A 24,130-nucleotide genomic window follows, 5' to 3' on the forward strand; every position below is an offset into this window, starting at 1 on the left:
TAAACGGACGGCAGCGCTCACCGGGCTATGGCGGGGGGCACGCCGTCCGTAAAGCGTCACGCTTGTTGTGGTGCGGTAGCAGCGGTCGATGGTGCCTGGGAGAAATCGGGATAACGCCCCAGCGAGATAAGAATGGCGGCACCGATCAGCAGTGGAACCAGGGTTCCCCAAAGTACGGCGTCGTAGGATTGGGTCTGGTCAAACACCAGATTGGCGAGCATGGGGCCGAGCCCGGCTCCCAGACCGATCATCGCAGACATGCTGCCGTAGAGTACGCCAAAACTGCGGGTGCCAAAGTGACGGCTGGCAAGATAGGCCATGGCGCCCAGCTTGCCTCCGACTGCCAGCCCCATGATCACCACCGCGACAGCGGTGAGCGACGTAATGCCGGGAAACAGGAGCAGGGCAGCCGGTAGCAGGCAGGTGGCCAGCGTCGTACCCACAGCGATCAGCTTTGCGCTCATCTTGTCCAGCAGTAAGCCACCCGCAACCCGGCCGGTGATGGTGGCCAGCCCCAGGCTGCCTGCAATGGCGGCGGCGGTGCCCTGACTGATATTGGTGGACATCATGATTGGTACCAGGTTGACGATCAGGGCCACGCCGGGCACGGAAATAGCCAGTGATGCACAGGCCAGTTTGATGAAGGCGATGGAGCACAGACCTTCGCGGGTGCTCGGACCATAAAGCGGTTTGTCGTCTCGTGCTGTCTGTGTTTTACCGCCACCTTGTCCGGCACTGCGGAAAAACAACAGGATCAGGGGGATTGCCGCCAGCCCCCAAAACGCGGCCAGGCCGAGATAGGCCCCGCGCCAGCCATAGCGTTCCAGAAGTGCGTTGCCCAGCAGAGGTACCAGTGCCGAGCCAATGCCGGAGCCGCTCAGGGTAATACCCAGGGCCATGCCCCGATGCTTCTGGAACAGGCTGGATACGGCACCGGGCCATATCGAGGGTGTCATGGAGCAAGCCACACCGATCAGCGCCCAGACTCCCCACCAGTGCCACAGGTTACCTCCCGTCAGGGACAGCAGGCCGATAGCCGAGGTGAGCAGGCAGGCCGCGAGAATGCCCACAGGGCGGAAGCCCAGTCGGTCCACCACCATTCCCATCAGGGTACTGAGGGTGATGGAGAGCACGGCGACAATGGTCAGGCCGGACGAGATCTGCGCCCGGCTCCAGCCGGTAGCCTGTTCTATGGGCAGCAGCATTATGCCAATGGAGTAGGTGGGCACCGCAAACAGCGCTGAACCCAGTGTTGCGGCCAGAACAACTGTCCAGGCGCTGCGCCATTCGGAGTCAGGAGTGTGATGAGCTTGCATAGGAGTTCCCGTCAGGTGGCGTCGTGGGTAGACTTTCGGCGCCTGTTATTTTAATGGTACCTGTGAGTTTCAATATAACGGTAGCGCACTACGGAAACCGGGGTCAAGTGCCATGGTGGACGAAAGAGGAACGGGGTGACATGGCGCTATGGTGCAGGCGGTGTTCGGCAGGTATCGGGGTGGCGAAGAAGTGGGGCGAATAAAAAAGGGCGCCGCTGCAGACGCCCTTCAGAAGGGTTGGGTTAGTGGACTTTAGAGCGTGGGGAGATCCACCGCGATAGGTGGATAATGCCCTTTACTCCGCCAGGCTGGTGCGGGTATTGGTGGTTTTGGCCGGACGCTGGGGATCTCGCATAATCTCGTCCCAGTATTCAGTCGCATCCTGCAGCGTGGTGTAGTACCAGCTGTCGCTTTCCACCATCAGCCGGCGCAGTAGCTGGTTGTTGAGGCGGTGACCGCTGCGGCGACCGACAAAACAGCCGACAATGTGTACGCCGAGCAGTGCCAGGTCGCCGATGGCGTCCACCGCCTTATGGCGCACAAATTCATCTTCGTAACGCAATCCTTCACGGTTCAGGACTCGGTTGTCTTCTACCACTACCGTATTCTGCAGGGAGCCGCCCTGGGCGAGGCCCAGCGAGCGCAAGGCAGTGGCCTGCTCCATAAAGCCGAAGGTACGTGCCCCGCAGACAGACTCGTGGAAATGCTCGGCGGTGACCGGCATACACACGGACTGCTCACCAATGGCCTCGGATTCGAAGTCGATGGACATGTCCACCCAGGGCGCAGGGAAGGGCAGCAAGCCGACTTTGGCCTGGTCTTCCTCTACCCAGATCGACTCCGTCACTACGATGGCCATACGCTCGGCCTTAAGGGGCTGCAGGCCCACGGAGTTGATCTGATCAACAAATACCTTGGCGCTTCCGTCCATGACCGGAACTTCCGGTCCGTCCAGCAGGATGCGGCAGTTGTCTACGCCGCTGGCGTGCAGGGCCGCTATCAGGTGCTCGATGGTAGAGACACTGGTGCCGACACGGTTGCTGACAGTGGTCGAGAGGCGGGTGTCGCTTACGGTCGACCAGCGCGCCAATACGGTATTGTGTGGTGGTGCCAAATCTGCCCGTTCAAATACATAGCCGGTAAAGGCCTCTGCGGGCGCCAGAGTCATTCGTACTGCTTTGCCACTGTGCAGTCCGCGACCCACAAAGTGGAGCTGACTCTTCAGTGTGTGCTGCATGTAGTCGTGGTTCATAGTAGCGTCCTCTTTCAGTTTCTGAGGACAAGATTACGGAATCACCCCCCCTGGCGCTGATCAGTCAATACCAATCGTTAATCAGCTATTTGTCTTTCTGCGCCAAGGATTTATCCTATGGGGGAGATAGGGAGATCTGTATATGGCCGCATCCACATTAACCTCCTGGGCCCTGCTGGTCTGGGAGGAGCTGAAAGCCCGGGATCGGGACGCCGCGCAGGTGTTTTCCGACACGGGTCTTGACCCCTCCAAACTGGGGTCGTCCGTGGCGCGCTACCCCATAGAGAAAATGCAGCAGTTGTGGTGGCACGTGCGCGAGCTGGAGGGCGATGGTTTTGGTGTTGATGCCGGCTCCCGCTGGAGTCCCACCACCTTTCACGCCCTCGGTTTTGCCTGGCTGGCCAGCGCCACCCTCGGCGAGGCATTCTACCGTTTTTCCCGTTACGGGCAGTTTGTCAGTGACGGTCTCAGTTACGATCTCTCCGCCGATGGGCTCTACTACCGTTTCTCCGTGGCGCACGAATGGAAGGTGCAGCCGCAACTCTGCCCGCTCTCTACGGACGCCAGCATTATTGCCATGTTGAAAATGCTGCGCATGTTGCTGGGCGAAAGCTTTGCCCCGGTAGAGCTGCATTGTCCCCATGCCCCCAACTCGGCCGCCTGGTTGCTGGAGCAAAAAGCCGGTTGCCCGGTCTACTACGGTGGTGAAGGCATCTCCCTGTTGCTGGAGCGTTACGATGTGGAGAAGAAGCTCAACACCGGCAACGCGGAGTTGAGCCTGGTCAACGAGCAGATCATCACCCGCCATCTGGCGGAGCTGCAAAAGGAGCGGCTCACTACCCAGGTGGAGGTCACCATTGTCAATCAATTGCCTTCAGGCAATATCAAGGAAGAGAATGTTGCCGACGCTCTGCATCTGAGTCGCCGCACCATGCAGCGACGGCTGGCGGAAGAGGGCACCTCTTTCAGCAAGATCCTGGAAGAGAAGCGCATGCAGCTGGCAAAGAGTTACATCGCCGATGACACCCTTGCCATCAGCGAAGTGGCTTACCTGCTTGGCTTTTCCGAACAGGCCAACTTTGCCCGCGCTTTCAAGCGCTGGTACGGCTCCTCCCCCAGCGAGTACCGGCGCGATTCGGTGGCCTGATCACCGGGGCATTGCTCACCAGCGCCGCCTTTCTGGCTGTCCGGATTTTTTACACTCCCATTGTCATCAAACTGTCGTGATGTTGCTGTCCCTGTAATGGGTGACAAAAAATGACATTAAAACAGCGGGTTGCATTTTCAGGTGCAATTCTTGCTCGATTGGCGTTTGGTTTCTCCTGTAATCGCTCTGCGTGACCTTGGGGTGTCCTGTCGGGGCGATTGAGTTCGTCCCGGTAAGATCCGTAATCCAATCGACTTTTCTGGTTCTCCCCTCGATTTATTCAACCGGGGGGTGCTTCGTGTTTGGTCCGCGTCCGGTTGTTGTAACGCTGTGTTGTGTCTTGCATTTTTCCGATCCGCACCGTCCGGGTGATGGGGCCGGACTAATAAAAATTGGCCGACGTGTGCTGATTAGGTCTGTTTGGATGTTCTGGTGAGCCTGTGCCTGATCGTCGAAACTACATGGATGAGAGCGCTATGGGATCCTCACTCGGGAAACAGCTGCAACACTTTTTGAAGAAGAAGTTGCCCCAATCCATTGCCGCCGCCAATCGTTCGGCCCCGGCCAAAGCGTTGTACTTTGAAGCGCTGGAACCGCGCCTGCTGTTGAATGCGGATCTGCCGGGTGTCGACCTGGTGGTAAGCCTCGGCAGTGACCGTGACCACGACGTGGTAATGCGTCTGGTGGAGGAGCAGCAGCTATCGGGCGATGCAACGGCAGCGTTGACCAAACTCCAGATCATCGACCTCTCCAACAACAATGAAATCCTGGCCAGCGCCGATATCAATACCCTGAGCTCGGTTGTCATCGATCTTGGCAGTGCTGACGATCGCATCACCGTGGATACCACTTCTTTTGGCGACCAGACTATGCCAGCCATCACCCTGCAAGGGGGCGATGGCCTGGACGAACTGGTGGTTGAAAGCCAGTCAGACACCGTCTGGGACATCGCCGGCACGGGTGCAGGTAGTGTCTCTGGTGGCGTGAATCTCGCCTTTTATGGGATGGAGAAACTGACCGGCAGCGCCGGCAATGAAGATACCTTTGTGTTGCAGGAGGCGGGCAGTCTCTCGGGAGGCGTTGACGGCGGGGCGGCCGGTTTCGATATTCTGGAGATCAAAGGCAGTTTCTCCCAGCTGACATCCACAGTATTTGACGCGTCGTCGGGTGTGATTGAACTGGATGGCAAGCTGTTAAGTTACACCGGTCTGGAGCCCATTAATGTGGACGGATCGGTTTCAGCCCTGGTGCTGAACACCGGAGACGGCGACGACGAGATCGTGCTGGAGGCGGGCACCGGTGCCGGTACCTTTGCCCTTCGCAGTGCCAATGGCGCGTTTGAAACCCACGTGTTTGGTAACAACGTGGCTTCCATTACCCTGGGACTGGGCAGCGGGGCCGACAGTTTCACCTCGACGCTTACCGATGCCACGGTTTACCTGGGTAATATCACCATTGCCGAAACCGTCGACCTGACGTTGGGTGACATCACCGGTCTCGGTGGCAACCTGACGGTATCCACCATCTCCGGCCTTCACGAAGCAGACGGTACCTATCTGGGCTGGGAGGGATCACAGGATCTGGATTACGACGGCTCCTCTGTGACCATTCTGGACGGCGCCAACATTGATATCGCCGGAGACCTGTCGGTAACCGTCAACGCCAACACCGTCATGAACGCCTCCAACATTCAGGAATTCATCAGCGCTCCCATTGTGCGTGGTGTGCTGAATGTGGGTGACAGCGCCACTATCAGTGCCAATAACGTCACTCTGGCGGTTATTACCAACGGCGAGCGGGAGATGTTCCTGGGTATCGATACCGCAGCCCTGATTGACCTCGCCATTGAGGACGCCAAAGCGGCAGTTGCCACGGACTGGACCGCCATGACGTTTGCTGATCAGGGTGATGGCACCGGCACCATCACCCGCACCGGTGGCAGTTGGCTGACCGACCAGTTCGCGGTGGGCCAGGACCTGCAGGTCAGTGGAGCAAACTCCGCCAGCAACCAGACCTATCGCTTGCTGGCGGTAACCGATGATGTGGTTACGGTAGACCTCAGCGATGGCGCCACCATGCCCGCAGCCACCGAAACCGATGCCGGTGACATGGTGATAGAGGGTTATCAGTTTGTGCGTTTTAATGGCGACGACGAAGTTGTCTTCGGCGTGGCCGAGGACGGCACCTCGCTGATTGCCCGCACCGTCCCCACGGAAAACCCCGATGCGCGCATGAACGGCGCACCCGCGCTGACCTTTACCCATTTTGATGGCGCCGGCGACACCATCTCCCGCGCTGAAGGCAGCTGGGTTGCAGACGGCTTTGTGGCAGGACAGACCATCGCCGTCCGCGATGCCGGCGGTTTTAACGGCAACTACACGGTTGCCGGTGTCACTGCCTCTACCCTGACGTTAAGCGCGGCGGACAGCGTGGCGGGCGGGATCGCCGCCGGCGGTGTCACTGTGCGGGGCCATACGCTGGGCAGCTTTATCTACGAAGGCTTTGCCGCCGGCGACGAGATAGTGGTGCAGGGATCGGAGCGCAATAACAAAACCTACACCGTTGCCGAAGTTTATGACCACAGCCTGGTGCTGATCGCCTCCGACGATATCGTCGGCGAGGTGGTTGATCTCAGCAGTGCTGCGGCACCGGAGCTGGTGATCCAGAAGGTGAAAACCGATCTGGCCCTGGAAGATACACCACTGGTTTTGATGGATCGCAACGGCGAGATCATCCAAACCGACCAGGGCGAGCTGACCATGACCCAGGCGGAACTGGACGAGGCTTACAACCAGAACAGCAACCTGTGGGAAAGTATTCTCGGTAAACTCACCGACAATGGGGTGCTGGATGCGCTGACCAACTTCGGTCTGAAAGTGTGGGTCAGCGATCTCCACGGCAGTGTGAACCTGGGTAGCAACAGCACCATAACCGCCGGTGGTGATGTGGCGGTCACTTCTGACGTGACCGGCACTGTTGAAGCTTCAACCCCCAGTGTGGTGTTGGGCGTGAGCGTGGTGCGTTCGACCGTCTCCTCGTCGGTGACCATGGCTGAGGGTGCCCGCATTACCGCGGGCGGCGCGGCTGAGGTGGCCGCCAGCGCCGATAACACCATGCAGGCGTCCATGAGTGTCACCTCCGGCAGTATCCAGAACCCGGCACAGCCGGTGGCCAGCGGCTTGCTGGGCGAGGGTACGGCGCTGGATCCCTCCGGCTTCTCCAAGTTTGCGGTGCCACAAGTCGCGGGATCGTTTCTTGGGCCGATAGGCTTTGTGCGCGTGCCCGGTCCGGCGGTGGCTATTGCGCTGGGAATGGCAGATACCGATTCGGCAGTGACCATAGCCAGTGGCGCGGGTATTGTTGCTGGCAGTATTGATGTGGCCGCTACCAATGTGTACGACTACGGCGTCAGCGCCTCCTCCACTATCTTTGAGCCGGGCGCCAATATGGGCATCGGTGCCGCGGTAGCGGTCAGCGTCACTGACAGTCACAGCATCACCACGGTCAATGGTGATCTGTCGACCTATTCCGGATCGGCTGGCGATATCAACATCAGTGCGGAATCCACGGTTGTCTATGATGAGGTTGAGCAACCGGATGGCTCAATTGTGCGCGATTACACCGGTGGTAATGCCGTCTCTTCCGCCGCCTGGATTCGCAATACCACCCAGGGTTCCGGCGGCCTGGCAGGTGCCCTCGGTGGCTTCGTGGACTCCATCAAGGCCCGGCAGACCGCCTTGCGGGATGCCACCGCTCTGTCAGATCTCGCCAACGAAAACCCTGGCAAGTTTGAAATGGCGGCGGGGATTTCGGTGCTGGTCAGCAACAACACCGCCGATGTTATTGTCGCCAGCACCCGGGATCAGGCCGGCAGCGGCGGCATCAGCGCCGATGGTGACCTGAACGTATTTGCCACTGCGGTTGATAAACCGTTTGTGGGTGCTGCGGCCTGTGCGGAGTCCGGCGCGGAGATCGCGGCGGCGGCGGGCATTGCCTTTGCCCGTTACGACAATACCGCCAATACCCGAATCCTGGCGGATGCAGATCTGGAGGCGGGTGGAAGTATTTATCTGGGTGCCAATGCACTTATTCCCAACAATATCACCCTCGACGAAACCTTCTACACCAATTACAACAACGCCGTCGCCCAGTTTGAAGCGGATAAAGCGGCGGCCGATGGCGATGCGGAGAAACTGGCCGAGGCGCAGACCACCTTCGCGGGCAATCTTGCGGAAGCCTCCAAGGATACTTTGCTGTTTTTCCTCGATGCGGCCAAGAATCGCAAATGGGGACTGGCCGGCGCGGAAGCGGGCCTGCTCACCACTTACGTAAACTCCGGCGCTGGAGGACAGTACAACTCCACCGCCAAACACGACGAAGTGGTGTTTGAGAAGGATGGCACCACGCCAAAGTTCAATGCCGACGGTACCGATAAAACCAAACAGGTCTCCAACGAAACCCAGTCGGCGAAATACGGCATTGCCGGCAATATCAGTATTTTTGAAATCCACAATACCGGCACCGTCAGCATCGGTGAGGATGCTTCCATTACGGCCGTAAATACGCTGGACGTGGAAAGCCGTGCCGAGATGGACACCATCAACATGACCGGCCTCACCAGCCTGTGGGATATTTTCTGGTCGGCGGCTTCCCACATCAGCGGTGCAGACGACGGTGCCAGCACCAGCGGCAGTGACGGCGGTGTCGGTGCCAGTGTAGGTATCCGGGTGTTCGACAGCGTGGCCCGCAACCGGGTGGCAGAAGGTGCCACGTTGATCACCTCTGAAGACAGCGTCAACCTCAATGCCGACACCCGCCAGTTACACATCAATATCACAGAGATGGGCGCTGACGGCGGCTCCACCGGCATCGCCGGCAGTGTGGCCGTCGATGTGATCAACACCACTACCGAAACCCTGGTGGATGAGTCCGCCCGTATTCTCGCCGCCACTGATATCGGCTTGCACGCCCACAGTGATTTCCTGCAGGTCAACGCCGGCCTTGCCGGTACCGAAGTGGAAGGCGGTATCGCCGTCGGCGCCGCGGTGGGTGTCAATGTTCTGAACACCACAACCCGTGCGCTGGTCACCAACCTGGAAGGCAGCAGTGTCGGTGATAATTCAGCGGCAATAACAGATGCCGCCCAGGCCAATATTCAGGCCGGCAACGATGTGTCGGTGACGGCCCGTGGCGAAGAGGTGGTGGTGGCAGTCAACCTTGCCGGCAGCCACCAGACTGAAAAGCCTGCACCCACCCAGGACAGCGGTGAGCACGATCTGGTGTGGCTGACCCGGGTGGCCAAGGATCAGCAGGACCGCCTGGACGCCACTCGTGTTGGTATTGCGGGTGCCGCCAATGTGGATGTTTCCAGCGTTACAGTGACTGCGGCTATCGGTGCCGGAGCCTCGGTGTCGGCAGGCGGCGAAGTGGAAGTGCAGGCAGAGCAGGACAGGGTCTCCATACTGGTGGCCGGCGGCGGCATGCTGGAGCAGTCCACCGATGGCAGCAAGGCGGCGCTGGCCGGTGCCTTTGATGTCACGGTGTTCAGTCGCGAGGTGGAGGCGCTGGTAAACGGCGCTGTGATTCACGGGGCGGGGCTGGATATGGATGCCGACCGCAACGACCTGATGGTGGTAGTGAGCGCCGGTGGTTCCGGTTCCACCAATTCCGATGCGGCGGTGGCAGGCTCCTTTAACGTCAATATTTTCGACAACAAGGTCGGGGCCAGGCTGACCAACAGTGTGGTGGATGTCAGTGGTGACGCTTCCCTCAAGGCGCGCTCCGATACCCTGCTGGTCTCCGTAGCCGGTGCGGTGGGCGTCAACCTGGGCGGCAAGGCGGGCGTCGGTGCGGCGGTGGGTGTCTCCCACAGTGACGATGAGGTGCACGCCTACATCGATAATTCCAGCGTGATGGCCGGTGGTGATGTACTGGTATTGGCGCACAATGAGTTGGATGTAATCTCCGTGGTGGCCAGCGCCGGCATCAGCCTGAAAGAGCTGGGTATTGCCGGCCAGCTGGCGCTGCACATGACCACCTCCGATGTGGATGCCCGCATTGGCAATGATTCGGTGGTAAGCGCAGATAACAACGTCGCCATTATTGCTGACGATCGCGTCGGCATGGTGATGGTAACTGGTGGTATTGCATTGGGTGGTAAAACCGCCGTGGGTATTGCCGCCGCCAGCAGCGATATCTACGACCGCAAGGTGCAGGCTCATATCGACGACGGTGTGGCGGTGACCGCCAACGCCCAGGGCGATGCCACTCATATCGGTGACCTGGCGCTGGGCGCGGTTACGGTGGATGGCCTGCTGGTCAAAGCGGTTGGCGATGACGAAATTATCAATATTGCGGTGGGTGTGTCTGCGTCCAGGGGCACTGCCCTGCAGGGCTCCCTGATTATCGACACCAACTCCAGCGAAATCCTGGCTTACATCGGTACCGATGCCGCTACCGATTCCCATTTTGCCAGTGCCAGTGCCGGCGGCGCCGGCAGCATCGTGGTGGCAGCGGATTACCGGGTGCTGGGTGTCAATGTGGTGGGTGGTGTCAGCGCCAGTATGGGCAAGCTGGCTATCGGTGCATCCCTCAATGTCTCCACCCACGAGCGCACGGTCAAGGCCGGGATTGGCAGTTATGCGCAGCTGTCCACCGGTGGTTCGGTGCTGGTGGATGCCAGCCTGGATGCCGAGCTGATCGAAATTATTTTCAATGGCGGGCTCTCCAAGGGTGTGGGTGCTGCCGGAGCCGTCTCGGTGCCGGTGTTCAATGACTACGTCTATGCCCAGGCGATGTCACATTCCCGTATCACCGCCGGCGATGACATTGCCATTACGGCGGGGCACGATTTTGATCTGATTATGGTGGATGCCGCTGTCGGCGCCGGCGGTGATGTGGGGGCAGGAATCTCTCTTGGAGTGGCGGTACAGAGCGCCACAGTTCGTGCGCTGGTGGGTAATGACGCGCTTCTGACTGCGGATGACACTCTGGTAGTCAGTGCGGTAAGTGATGCCCTGATTGCCAGTGCCGCGGGCGGTATTGCCGCCGGCGGCAAGGTGGGCGCCGGTGCCAGTGCCTTCCTGCTGGTGCGGGATGACGATGTGCGCGCCGAGGTGGCCACCGGCGCGGCGCTGACCGGACTGGCGCTGGGCAGTGGTTTCAGTCGCAGCGGACCCAACGGCACTACCGTGCATCGCGGTGTCAGCGTCACCGCGGAATCAAAGGAGAAAATCGTCGGCGTGGCAGTGCAGGGCAGCGGCGGTGGCACCGCCGGTGTGGCCGGCACGGTGGCGGTGTCGGTGATTAACGAAACCACCATTGCCCATGTACACGATGGTGTGACCATCGACTCCGGTGCCGATATCCGGGTCAAGGCCGAAGACCACACCGAACTCTATAACATCGCCGGCAATGTGGCCGGTGGTGGTACTGCGGCGGTGGGCGCCAGTTTTGATGTGGCCAGTGTCATCAAGTCGACCCACGCCAATCTTGGCGACCCGGACGATGGCAGCGCCTATGTGGCAAGCGATCCCGGTGTCACCGCTACGGCGGGTGGTAACGTCTTGGTGGAGGCCCTGGCCAGCGAACAGATTGTATCGGTGGCGATTGGTATTGCCGGCGCCGGGACTGCGGCGGTGGGGGTTAACGGTGCGGTCTATGTGCTGGGTCTCGATACCCACGCCACCATCGGTGAGAACGCCAGGGTGGCTGCCGAAGGTTCGGTGGTGCTGGATGCGTTGCAGGATACCGAGATCGATATGATCGGCGCCTCCCTGGCCGGTGCCGGCACGGCGGCCATCGTCGGCACCTTTGATATTCCCATTGTCACCAAGGCGGTGACCGCTACGGTGCTGGAGGGTGCCTCGGTGGTCGCGCACGCGAACCTGCCGGGCATTACGGTTCACACCGGCAGCGTCAGTTCCAGTAAAAGTGGTGCCGGCTCCAGCTTTATCAACACCGACAGTGGCTCGGTAAGTACCCCCACCGATGTTATTGATGGCAGCCTCAATCTGGCTATGCCGCAGGTGGACCAGTCGGAAGCCGGGATGTATGTGGCCCGGGATTACTCCGCTGATACGGCGAGCGGCTTTACCGGTGTGTCGATAACCGCGGTCAGCCTTGACGACCTGCAATCCATTACCGGTGGTATTGCCATTGCCGGTAGCGCCGGCGTAGCCGCCGTGGTCGGGGTGGATGTGGCCAATATCACCACCCATGCCACTGTTGCTGATGGTGTCACCATTAACCTCGACAGTGCCGGCTCCGCCAGTGACTCGCAAGCAGTGAATATTGCTGCCGGCAATGCGCTGGACCACATGGGCGTATTGGCGGCAGTTGCCCTTTCCGGTGGTGGCAGTGTCGGCCTGGTGGGTGATGTAAAAGCCCTGACCACCGACACACGGGCCAGTGTTGGCGATGCCGATATTGTGGCCAGCGGTGATATTACCATTGCTGCCGATACAGAAGAGGATGTGCAGTCCCTGGTGCTGTCGATCGCCGGTGGCTACATCGCCGTCGCACCGGCGGTGACAGTGATCTCACTGGAGGCCACCACCAGCGCCACAGTGGCGGGCGGCGCCATGCTGGACGCCGGCGGTAATGTGCAGATACTGGCCGGCCATGACACCAATATTGACACCCTCGATGGCGGTGTGGCCGGTGGCGTGGGCGCGGTCAGTCCCGGTATCAGTGTCATCGTGCTGGAGAAAACCACCACGGCCACCGTGGGCGACAATGTTTCCATTGATGCCCGGGCGCTGCACGGCAGCACCGATGGGGTAGAGGGGCTGCTGGTACAGGCTACTTCCAGCGAAAACCTGGATCAGGTGGCCTTTGGTGCCGCGGCCGGTGTTGTGGCGGTGGGCGGCTCGGCGTCGGTGATGGAGGTGGACTCCGACACCATCGCCGGTATCAACGCCGGTGCCCGCATCAACCAGAAAGGCTATGCCGCCGGTGAAGAACCGGCCGGACAGCAGAATGTACAGGTAGCCGCCCATAACGTGCTTGAAGTGGATGTGGTCTCCGGTGGTATGGGCATAGGGCTGGTGGGCGCCGGCGTGGGTGTGGGTGTACTGACGGTGAACAACGACACCGCCGCCTACCTCAATGGCAGCGTCAGTGCCGCCGGTGATGTCTCGGTAGAAGCCCTTTCCGATCAGGATGTTCACGGCGTGATTTTTGGCGGCGCCGGTGGCGGTGGTGCGCTGGCGGTCGCGGTGGGCATTTTTGATATTGGTGGCGACAAGAGCGGCAGTGGCTACAGCTACACCGATGGTGAAGGGGAGGAGGTTAACAGCAACGCCACCACCGTGCCTTCGGGACAGGACGAGAACGATGCGTCCACCTCCAATCTGGACGCCAAGCAGGAATCCAGCGATGCCATCAACAGCGGTGTGGGTGAGTTGCTGGCGGGTCTCAAGACCGGTGGTGACAGCGGCGGTGACGAGAACCTGGCCCAGCTCAACAACAACACCTCCAGCATTACTGCAACGGCGCAAACCCCGACTGCGGGCAGCATCAGTACCAGCAACACCATCCCCACCGGTACCAGCGCCCTGGTAGGCGCCAACGCCAGCATCACCGCCAGCGGTAACGTGGGCGTGATGGCCTACCAGAATGCCAACTTTGAAGCGGTGGTGGGCGGCGCCGCCATCGGCGGTGTGGCCGCGTCCGGTGGTGTCGGTGTGGCTACCCTCGACAACGATGTGCTGGCCAGCGTCGGCAGCGGTGGCCGTATCTACAGCGCCGGTGATGTCACCGTCAGCGCGTTGCTGATAGAGCGAGCCGAGTTTACCGGTTTTGCCGGCGCCGGCGCCATTGGCGTAGCACTGTCGGCTACCGTGGTGGTGCTGTCGGATTACAGCTCGGTAACGGCAGAGCTTGGAGGCAGTATTGTCGAGGCCGGAGACGTAACCGTTCTGGCCAGTTCCGATATTGGTCTCTTCGCTGAGACTATCCAGATTTCAGCAGCCGCCTTTGGCGCCGGCGGTGGTGCCGCCACTATTGTCTCCAGCGACGGCCATACCACGGCCGGCCTGCTGAGCGGCACGGTGATCAGCAGTGCCGCCACCCCGGGCGCGGTGGAGAATGTCACCGTGCAGGCCATTGGCCTGCTGGAAATCGGTGATATTGATCGCGGCAGCGGCGATAACAATGCAATGGCCACCGGCGGTAGCGCCGGTGGCATCGCGGTGTCTGTGGGTTACTCCGGCGGCACCGACAAGCGCGATACTGTTGCCTACGTTGGAGAGGGTTCCGATATAACCGCCAACAGCAAGGTCGATATACAGGCTGACAGCTCCAGTAACCTGGATATCGTTACCAAGGGCGGCGCCGGTGGTGCGGTAGCCGCGGGCCTGATGTTTGCCAACGCGGCCATTACCGACTCTTACACATCTGCGACCGTGAAAAGTAACAGCCGCATTCGCGCTACCGATATCACCGTGGCTGCCAAGGGCGACAAGCTGGCCAATGCCCAGACCCTGGCGGTTGCGGTGGGTGGTGTGGCGGTCGGGGGCACCAACGCCACTACCACCGTGACCGCCAATGTGGATGCGGCCGTGGATACCGGTGTGGAGATGATTGCCGGCTTGAGCATCACGGTTAAGGCTGAAAGTGATATTGAGGGTGACGCTTTCGTCGAGTCCGTCAGTGTGGGTATTGTCTCCGCCGGTGGATCCACAGGCTTTGTCACAGTCACGCCCACCACAACATCCTCGGTCAGTGACAACGCCCGCCTGTCGTCCGGCGGTGATATTGCGGTCTACACCAAGTCCGGGCAGGCGGAAGTGGTTGTGTCCACAGTAGTCAATAACGATTACCTGACCGATGACAACCTGATCAAGGTCTATCGGCGTGATGTTATTTCCAATAAGTTAATGGGATACCAGGTTGATCCCGTGACCGGTGCGCCGGTATATGAACTGGATGACAATGGCGAGCCTACCAGTAACAGGGTACTGGTCTACGGTGATGCTGAGGGCAACTGGGTAACGGCAGCCGGCGAAAGTGTGGCCGCTGACTCGGTGCAACTCCTGTATCAAATCCTCAATCTCAAAACCGGGGATGTGATTCAGTTGCACGAAGTGGGCACCGTCGTCGCGGACCCGACCGCGGAGCCGGTGGGTGGTGAATATCTGGATCGTAACCTGTCGGTGATTCGCGTTGATCGGGAAACGGTTTCCATCGGTACCGTTATTCTCGGGCAGGAGATCGATACCGATCGCGACACCATTACGGTGCAGCAGCCACACAACTTTGTCACCGGTGATGTGGCTACCATTACCGATCCGGAGTCACTGGTATTTGGCGGTGGCAGTATCAACTACAACGATCAGGGCACCATCTGGACCCCGGCCAATTCGATATACATTCCCAACCATGGTTTGCAGAACGGCGACGCCTTTGTCTATTCCGCCGGTGACGTACCGATCAAAGGGCTGGTGGATGGCCAGGTTTATTACGCTATTACCCGGGGCAGTGACTACCTTGGCTTTGCCGCAACCCTGGCCGATACCTACCCGGGTGTCCAGCGCTTGATTGACCTGAGTCGTTGGGGCGACGAGGACGGCACCATTACAGTTGCGGGCAGCCTATCCTATGAGCCCGGCGATGTCCGCTACGCCGACTGGGTGTCGGAGGAGAGCGGACAACCGGCTAACAGTTTTTACATCCCCGGACACAACCTGGTTACCGGTGACATGATCACTTTTGCCGGCTCGGTAGGGGTGGGCAGTAACTGGACCGGAAAAACCTTTGCCGTCATTGCCCAGGGCGATGACTTTATCCAGCTGGCACAAAGCAAGGCCGATGCCTTTTCCGGCAAGGCGTTTGACCTGCAGGTGACCTTTGAGCCGGCGTTGTACTACTACACCCAGTCCCGCTTCGACACAGGTCAGGTAGATGTAGCCGCCAATGCGCTGTTGCTGGAGGGTTACGATTTTCAGGTGGGGGATGAGGTCCGCTATCTGGCCGGTGATCAGCAAGTCGGTGGTTTGTCGGCTGCTGAAACCTATCGTGTCGCATCGGTGATCAACCAATGGGTAACGCTGGAGACGCTGGACAGCAGCCCTGTGGATATTGCAACGCCGGGTAACGGCAGCATTGCCCTTGCCGGCGTGGTGGATTTTCACCCGCAGTGGATCAGCGGTGATGATTTCAATCTGCAGGATGACGGACTGGAAGTGCCCCCGGACAGCCTGTTTGACCCACGACACAATTTAAAAACCGGTGATCAGGTGCGGGTAAGTGTGCCAGTACAGTCCGGTATCAGTGGGCTACTGGATAACCAGTTCTACTTTGTCATTGTGACCGGCGACTATCTGCAGTTTGCCACCTCCCTGGAGAATGCTGACGCGGGAGTCTGGGTAGACCTGTCTGCTAACACCGCCAGCGCCGCTACCTTCCAGCAGCAGCAAACCTTCTCCTATGCGGACATAACCTTCGACACAGGGGAAGGCCCGGTCAACTCCATTTTTGTCGCTGGTCATAACTACACCACCGGCATGCGGGTTGAGGTGAACTCCGAGGATGTACCGGTGCTTGGTCTGCCGGTGGGGGACTATTACGCCATTGTTATTGACGAAAGCCATATTCGTCTGGCGAACAGTCTGGTGGATGCCGAAGCCGGTGTGGCGATCGATCTGGCTCCCTTGGGAACGCCGTTTATCAACGTCTCGGGTGTGTTGGAGGTGGAGCTGGGTGAACAGCGCATTACGCCTCTGCTGGACGACGGGTTGGCGGGCCAGTATCGCGTCACGGTGATTGATGCGTTCACCTTCAAACTGCAGGATCTTGCGGTTGCCAATGGCAGTGATCAACTGACCAAAGCCGATTTTGACCAGCTAGGTGTTAACAAGAACCCCGGTGATATTTACTGGGATGGGGGTATTCGCTCGACAGAGTTCCAGGTGGGTGACTACATCACCTACTACGAAGAGGGTCTGGTAGAGACCGTGTCCGCCTCCATGCTGGGCAAGGTGCCCGTGGAGAGGGATTTCGAGCGGGGCAACGGTAACACCACCATTGACCAGTACGAGTTTGAAGAGGGATCCAACAACATTTACGTGCCGGGACATGGCTACGCCACCGGCGATATTGTGGAATATCAGTCGGCCAACGGTAATGCCGGAGGCCTGACTGCCATTAATCCCGGACGTTATTCCGTCGTTGTGGTGGATGACAACCTGTTCACCCTGCATTACCTGGTGGCGGATGCCACCCACAATGTCGGCGATGAGGTCAATGTCTGGGCAAATATCGAATGGTACGAGGCCAATCCGGGCTCTTACGGTATTGACGGTGAGATAGACCCGACTCTGGATCTGGGTTCCATACACAAAGTGGTCAATGGCCAGTTGGTGGGTGTAGATGGGTTGGTTCACGGCCACGGCTATTACGTGATCGACACCGTAGCTGGTGACGGCTACCTCAACCTGTCGTTGACGGAAAACGGTGACGCGCTGGAGTTTGTGGCCCGCGAGGGCACCGTGACCTTCAGCCGAGAGGGCCTCAACCTGTCGCGCTCCTGGGGTGAGTTCCAGGCGCTGCTGGACTTCAGCCAACTGGCGGGCAAGGACATTGAGGTATTGGGAGAGGATGGCGTTCGCCTGAGTGAAGTCCTTAACGATGTAGGTGACAGCAAGTCATCATTAACCCTGCGCAATACCAGTGGTGGTGCGGTCAATGTCGGCACCAGTGAAGGGCACCTGACAATTGACGTGACCCTGGATACCACCATCGAAGGTGAGCTGCTGGCGCAAAGCGGCATACTGGTAGACTCGGAAAACAAAACCTTTGGTTCCATAGACAATAGGCTGGTGGGTATCGGTGTGCTCGGCGGTGGCAAAAATACGGGATCATTCCTCGATTACACCGAAAACCAGACGGTCCATATTACCGATGCGGTACTGGATGCCGGTTACGCCATAGCCATCAAGGCAGAGACAGCACCCAACATGACCACGGTCGCCAACGGCCGTGGTGGCGGTTTGGTGGATCTCAACTTTGCCAACGCCGATACCACCGTCAATATCCAGCAGAACAAGGTTATTATCGATGGCTCCTCCACCCTGGTAGCGGCTGGCCGCGGGGTAACGGATTTTGATGGCAACCCACTGCCGGGTTTGAGTGTACAGGCGATTACCGGCGGGCTGGCCAGCAACTCCTCCACCGCCTCCAACGGAGGCGTGGTGGCCGGCCTGCAGATCAACGCCCGCGGTGATTACGAGACATCCTTCACCGCACACACTGGCGTCTCCATCGGTGAACAGGCGAGCCTGGAAGCCTATGAGTTGTTGATCGAGGCCAAAAACACCGGCATTGACCTGGATTCCACAGCTCATCTGAGCATGGGCGGTCTCTTTGCCGGCGGCACGGCGGCCGCCAAAATTACGGCCAACCTTTACGCTGATGTGAGCCTGTCCGGTGCCGCCACCCTGACCGGCAGCGATGGCGTCAAGATCAAGGCCCTGAACGTCGACAACACTTTTGATACCAGCACCACCATGTACATTATCGCCCTGGGTGGAGGCGAGGGCTGGGCGCAGTCCGGTGTCAACACCTGGTCCACCATCAATGCGGCGGCGGGTACTACTGTCTATGCCGGTGCCGACGCCCAGGACGACCGGGCGCTGGTGGTGATTGCCGAGGACGGCAATAACACCATCAACAGCCGCCAGCACGATGTGATGATCGGGGCCATCCATACCAACAACAGCCGTAATCCAGTCTCCGAGGTGAACTGGGATGCCGATGTTCATATCTCCGCCATCCGCAAACCATTTGGTCTTGTGGTCTCCGGGAGTGGTTTGGTACTGGCGACCCAGGGGGTAACCGTTAACGGTGGTTATGGTACCGGTTATCAGATCACGGATGATTTCTACGTTGACGATATCAGCGGTCAGCCACTGGAGTACGGTAAAACCGTGATCGAAGCCAACAGCCAGGGGAACAACCGCACCGTCACCGGCAGTGATGGAACCTTTTTCTACAACACCCAAGGTGGTTTGCTGGAGATTGCCAATTACAGCGCCTACGACATGACCATCAATAACATTGATATGTATGGTCAGGGCGGTGGCTCTGATGGGGCGGAAATCACCATAGACGCCAATACCCGCACTTTGAGCTTCGATATAGCGTTTGAGGTGGATGGCTCCGAAATCAATATATATGGTCTGACGGATGTTGGCCTGGCAGGACATATTGATAACTCCAAAGGACGTACCACGGTGACCTCTGCCCTCGGCTCGATCAAGCTGGCAGGCAGCGGATTATTTTCGTCATTTATCGAAAGCCAGGAGGTAGCGCTGAGCGCAACCATCGGTTCGGTCGATGCGCTGGTGGCGCTGGTGTCGGATGCCACCGAGGCGAAACTGGAAGTCGATGCACTCTTCGATGTGTCGCTGTTAATCGCTAATTATGTAATCAGGGATAACGCCAGTTTCTTTGTGAACGCAGAGAACCCGCTCGAAATAGATACCCTGGGTGATGTGAACATTGTTTACCTGTCGCCATTTACACGTTCCGACGATGTAGTGACTGGTGGTGCCATTGGCGTAACGGCGCAGAACAATGACTCCACCATCAGCGCGGAATCGGGCTTTTACAGCGGCCACTACTCTACTGGCAAGGTGGGTAGCGTGGCAGACGCTCCCATTGAAGTGAGTTTCGGTGATGTGGGTGAGCAGATCGACTCAATGTTGATAGCAGATATTTCTGCAAGCAATATCAGCTTCAGCGGCCTTGGAGAAAAGCCGATAGACCTCAGGTTGACCTCGGATATCTTGGGTGACGGTGCCATTAATGTGACCAACACTGGCAGCGTGGCGGTGACAGAGTCCACCGGTGATCTTCGCGTCGGCCGTATCGCCACCAGCTACGAGTTGTCCCTCAGCACCCCCGTGGTGTTGACGGCTTTGGATGGTGGAGTGGTAGACGCCTATGGGGACCCTGAGGCCGATGTGTTGGCCCATAGCGTTTATATAGGCCGGTCTGACTTTATCGGCAGCGTCGATAACCCTCTCGAGATTGCGCCATACGATCAGGACTCCAGCACTATCAAGGTCACCGCCAGGGCGACGGGCGATATCTATCTCACGCAAACCCGGGGAGATTTGTCCATTGGCGAGATTGCCGCGGGAGGTGACGCCGGTATTGAAACTGTAAACGGCAGTATCCTGGCGGGTGAACCCGGTCTGCACGAAGAGTTTGATGTTAAGGGCGTTAATGTTTCGCTGGCAGCGAGTGGCGGCACTATAGGCTCCCCGGACTATTATCTCGATATAGTTACAGGTTACGGGGTGTTGAACGCGTTTTCCGACGAAACCATTTATCTTGTTGAGCAATCCGGCACGTTGCATGTTCAGTCTTTGGTTTCCGGGGCCGATATTAACCTGCATATGGGCGACCAGAATCCGGAGGTGGATGAGGCCACACTGCTGCATTTGATTGAGGGTGGGGTTATATCCGCGCAAGGGGCGGTGGAAATTTACGTGGCGGATGATTTCCATGCGGCCGCAGACAGTCAGATGATTGCCGGTTCAACACTGGCGCTCTATGGTGATGCGATCAAGATCCCACGCGATACCATCACCTATTTTGTGGGTGACATGGAACTGGATGGGCAGATCGCGCTGTTTTCGCAGTCGCATATCAATATTGAGGTGGAAAGGACAAATGTCACTGGCGGTTACTGGATGACCGTGAGTGGCGACCGGGCCTCCAATGTGACGCCCGATGATGACGGCGCTCATCTACTGTTTGAGGGTCTTATCGCCACGCAGGATGGGGCTTCGATTTACGGCGCTGACGATCAGGACCTGATTCATTTCAGGGGGGCGACCCTGTCTGGAATCGTTACTGCCTTTGGAGGGGATAACAATGACACCCTGATGGTCACCCGTCTTGCCCCCATGTCGGCCCCCATCGAAAGCCAGGTCGACGGCAGCATCACCGGACGCGATGTGCTCAACCTGGTGGGCGGTGACGGTGTGGATCACGTTACCATCTACACCCACGGCTCCGGCGACACCTCCAATCAATACGTGATCAACATCGACAGCGACGCTGTGGATGCCGTTGCTATCCACGGTGCCGACGACAGTGACGATATTTTCCTGCTGCGGGAAACCGTCGGTGTGGCCAGTTATCCCGGCAGTTTCAATATGGTATCGGTGATCAACGGCACCTTGCCGGATGCCACCACCAGCGGTGGTCCGGAGAGTGTGCAGCGGATCAACATCAGTACCAATCTGGATCGCCTGTGGATCGCAGGTGGCAGTGGCAATGACTACTTTGCGGTTGACAGCTTTGTGCACACCGAGCTGGTATTTGCCGGTGGGGAAGGGGTGGATACCTACGCCCTGGGGCAGTACTTCGGCAGCAAGCGTGATGCTGGTGCCCAGGTGGCAGCGCTGGATCATTTCACGACGGCTACCCGTACCATCGACGGCACCGATGTTGAGGAGAGCCCTGGCAGTGACAAACCAGTGCTGATCCTCGATGGCTACAACGGCACCTCCGGTGAACCGGAAGATCAGGTAATCCTCAGCAGTGCCGGGAATATGCCTGTGGGCGTGAACAGGGCCGAGGTGAAACTGGTGGCGGCGGTGTTGATGCCCGGTGAGCTGAATGAGATCGCCTTTGACACCTTGCCCGACGCTGGCGAAATCCTCCGGGACGAAGACGGGGTTCTGCTGTTGCAGGATACCCTGAGCAGCTATCAGAGCAGCATTGATCTGGTGTTCACCGCCGCTGACAGCGACCTGACCGGCTTTGCCTTTGACACAGATACCAGTGCTATCCGGATGATCGGGCTGGCCAGCACCGCCACCGTTAACTGGTCTGTGGTAAACGGGGCGCTGGTCGCTAACGACGGTAACCAGGATGTGCTGCGACTGGAAATCGTGGCTGCCCCCATTGCGGCCAACAGCAGTGGCAACGTAAGGGTAACGGCCACCATGCTGGGCGCTTTCAGTCACGAGAGCATTATCAATGTGGATACGCTGGCCATCACCGGGATTACTCTGCTGGCCACGGACGCCACCGGGCAATCTGCCAGCAGCGGTTTGCGGATTATGGTGGCGGATGCGGTGCCGCAGCTCAGCGTTGAAGGCGGTGGCCTGTCCGGCAGTGCCGGTGAACTGCTAAGCGGCAGCTGGAGTGGAATGGTTGGCGCAGATCTGCCGGGTGACTACACCGTGCTGCTGGATGGTATCGGCTACGGACTGGATGAGGCCATTGCCATCGTCAGGGACGGCGTGCAGGTGGGCACCTTGACCGTGAAGTCCAGCGGAGTCTGGGAGGTTGTTGGAGCCGACAGTTTGCAGGATCTCTACATCAACCAGAGCTATGTCATTAACTTTATGGTCTTCTTGCAGGACAGCGATCTGGATAGTGTCAGCGGTTCTGGCAATGTCACCCTGATCGGTGCCAAGGTACCGGAGATCCCCGCCATCGGCGAGGACGCGTTCCTGAGTGTGACCGATACCACCACAACCGACGTTCACAGCGTGGAGCTGACCTATACCGCCGGTGGCCTGGATCTGGTATCGGTAGGGTTTGACAACGACTTCTCTACCATCCAATTGGACGGCCTGGACGACGCAGCCGTGATGAACTGGTCGCTGGTGGACGGGGCGCTGGTAGGCAACAACGGCATAAGTAATGTGATTATGCTGGAAGTATCCGCCGACCGGATCGCGGCGCTCACCAGCGGCAAGGTGACCGTCAGCGTGACTTTGATGGGCGCCCTGGCTCATGAGGATTCCCTCAATGTTGACCAGCTGACCATCAGTGGCATCGGTTTGGTGGCCATCGACAGTGCCGGCTTCGAGTTGCACCAGTCAGCCACTGTGACCGTGTATGACTCTCTGCCCACCATCAGCGCTAACCAGCCGGTGTCACAGGTTCTGCAGGGTGAAACCATCAGCGGTACCTGGAGCTACGATGCCGGAGCTGACGGACTCGGCCTGCTTGGCGTCAGGGTCGACAATATGGACTATGCTCTGGATACCGCTATTGCGGTGTTCGGGGATGGGCGCCAGATCGGTCAGTTGACTGTATCTTCCGATGGCACCTGGCAGTTGCAGGCCTTGCCGGATCTCTGGACGGTGGATGGTGCTGCAGCGCTCTATCAGCTGGGTGTGGAGATCATGGTGGCCGACAGCGACCAGGACACAGCCGCAGTGCAATTCGGCCTGGCTGTGGAGGTCCCGGCAGTGGTCTTTGCCCAGATCGAAACCGGTACCGTGGTGCTCGACGAAGACCTGATCGTGGACGAGAAATCCATTGACCTCGCCGTGAAGACCGGCACCTTCGCCCTGGCAACCGTGGCGTTTAACAGCGACACCTCCGGCATACAGATTGACGGCCTGGATAACGCGGCGGCGATCAGCTGGCGTATTGATGAGAGCGGGGCATTGATCGGTAACGACGGAACCGGGGATGTTATCCAGCTGACTCTCACCTACGAGAACATGATCCAGGCGCAATCCGAAGGGGTGGTGCGACTGACCGCGACGCTGCTGGGGGCCATGTCCCACGAAGATATGGTCAATGTGGACAGCCTGTCCATCAGCGGTGTGTCGTTGGTTCTGATGGACAGCTGGGGTTACAGCGTTGCCCAGACGGTTGGTATCAGCGTGCTGGACGATGAGCCGGTAGTGGGGCTCTCCACCAACGATTACATCGGCAATTACAAGGGCGGTGAAGTTCACAGCGGCACCTGGAATGTGGATATGGGGGCTGATGCCGATGGCGCCATTATGGTGGTGGTCAATGGCCAGCAGTACGCCATTGGTGAAACCATCGAAGTGGTATTTGATACCGACTATGTGGGTGACCTGACGGTCCACGACGACGGCACCTGGACCTTCGTGGCGCAGAAGAAAACCTACGACGAAACTGCTGTGGTTCTGGATATCAGTTTTGAGCTGGTAGCCGTCGATGCCGATGGTGATCAGGTTGCCGACGACACCACCTTTACCGTGACCCGTATTCTTGGTCGCGCCAACAATGGCGTCGGTAACGGCCTCGATCCGCAACCGCCGGGCTTGCCACCGGAAAACGACACCGGCGACGCGGTACCGGGTGACCCGGGTAACGAAGGCGGGGCGGATTATGACAGCGAACTCAGCGTTTCGACCCTGGAGTTTGAAGATTCTGAATCCACTACCATTATCACGGCGACCGCTTCTTCGGCCACGCCTTCCACCAGCGAAGAGCTCGGGGATAGTGTGATGAGCGGGGAAACCTGGTTGCTGGAGGAGGAGAGTCTGGAGCTGGCCGAACTGTCGGATGAGGAGCTGGCATCTGCGGAGCTTGTAGCCGGTGCGGAGACAATCAATACCGGTGAAGAGTGGCAGCTGGTCAGCTGACCACATTGCGATTGGTATTTTGGAAGTGTTAATT

Annotated in this window: 4 protein-coding genes; 2 read left to right on the forward strand and 2 right to left on the reverse strand. The window is 58.9% G+C overall.

The features are described 5' to 3' along the window. Positions 1-56 precede the first annotated feature (56 nt). Together GSF27_RS01135 and lpxC are read right to left on the reverse strand one after the other, a co-directional pair. The gene (locus GSF27_RS01135) at positions 57-1,316 is read right to left on the reverse strand and encodes an MFS transporter (RefSeq protein ID WP_160964876.1); all 1,260 of its coding nucleotides are present in this window, start codon (positions 1,314-1,316) and stop codon (positions 57-59) included. A gap of 295 nt (positions 1,317-1,611) precedes the next feature. Continuing rightward, positions 1,612-2,568, reverse strand: coding sequence for a UDP-3-O-acyl-N-acetylglucosamine deacetylase (lpxC, locus tag GSF27_RS01140; protein ID WP_160964878.1), 957 nt, complete (start codon positions 2,566-2,568; stop codon positions 1,612-1,614). A 142-nt stretch (positions 2,569-2,710) separates the two neighbouring features. Between lpxC and GSF27_RS01145 the strand changes: the two genes are divergently transcribed. Then, positions 2,711-3,715: an AraC family transcriptional regulator gene (locus tag GSF27_RS01145; RefSeq protein WP_160964880.1), complete on the forward strand. Its 1,005-nt coding sequence runs from the start codon at positions 2,711-2,713 to the stop codon at positions 3,713-3,715. Between the two features lie 476 nt (positions 3,716-4,191). Next, complete coding sequence (locus GSF27_RS01150; RefSeq protein WP_160964882.1) at positions 4,192-24,096, forward strand: LEPR-XLL domain-containing protein; 19,905 nt, start codon at positions 4,192-4,194, stop codon at positions 24,094-24,096. The last annotated feature ends 34 nt before the right edge of the window (positions 24,097-24,130 follow it).

The organism is Pseudomaricurvus sp. HS19 (assembly GCF_009857815.1).
Classification (GTDB): Bacteria; Pseudomonadota; Gammaproteobacteria; order Pseudomonadales; family Cellvibrionaceae; genus Pseudomaricurvus.

What these genes read in the sequence shown, in the direction of transcription:
- GSF27_RS01135 (WP_160964876.1), bottom strand. Translation starts at nt 1,316, where the DNA reads ATGCAAGCTCATCACACTCCTGACTCCGAATGGCGCAGCGCCTGGACA.
- lpxC (WP_160964878.1), bottom strand. Translation starts at nt 2,568, where the DNA reads ATGAACCACGACTACATGCAGCACACACTGAAGAGTCAGCTCCACTTT.
- GSF27_RS01150 (WP_160964882.1), top strand. Translation starts at nt 4,192, where the DNA reads ATGGGATCCTCACTCGGGAAACAGCTGCAACACTTTTTGAAGAAGAAG.
- GSF27_RS01145 (WP_160964880.1), top strand. Translation starts at nt 2,711, where the DNA reads ATGGCCGCATCCACATTAACCTCCTGGGCCCTGCTGGTCTGGGAGGAG.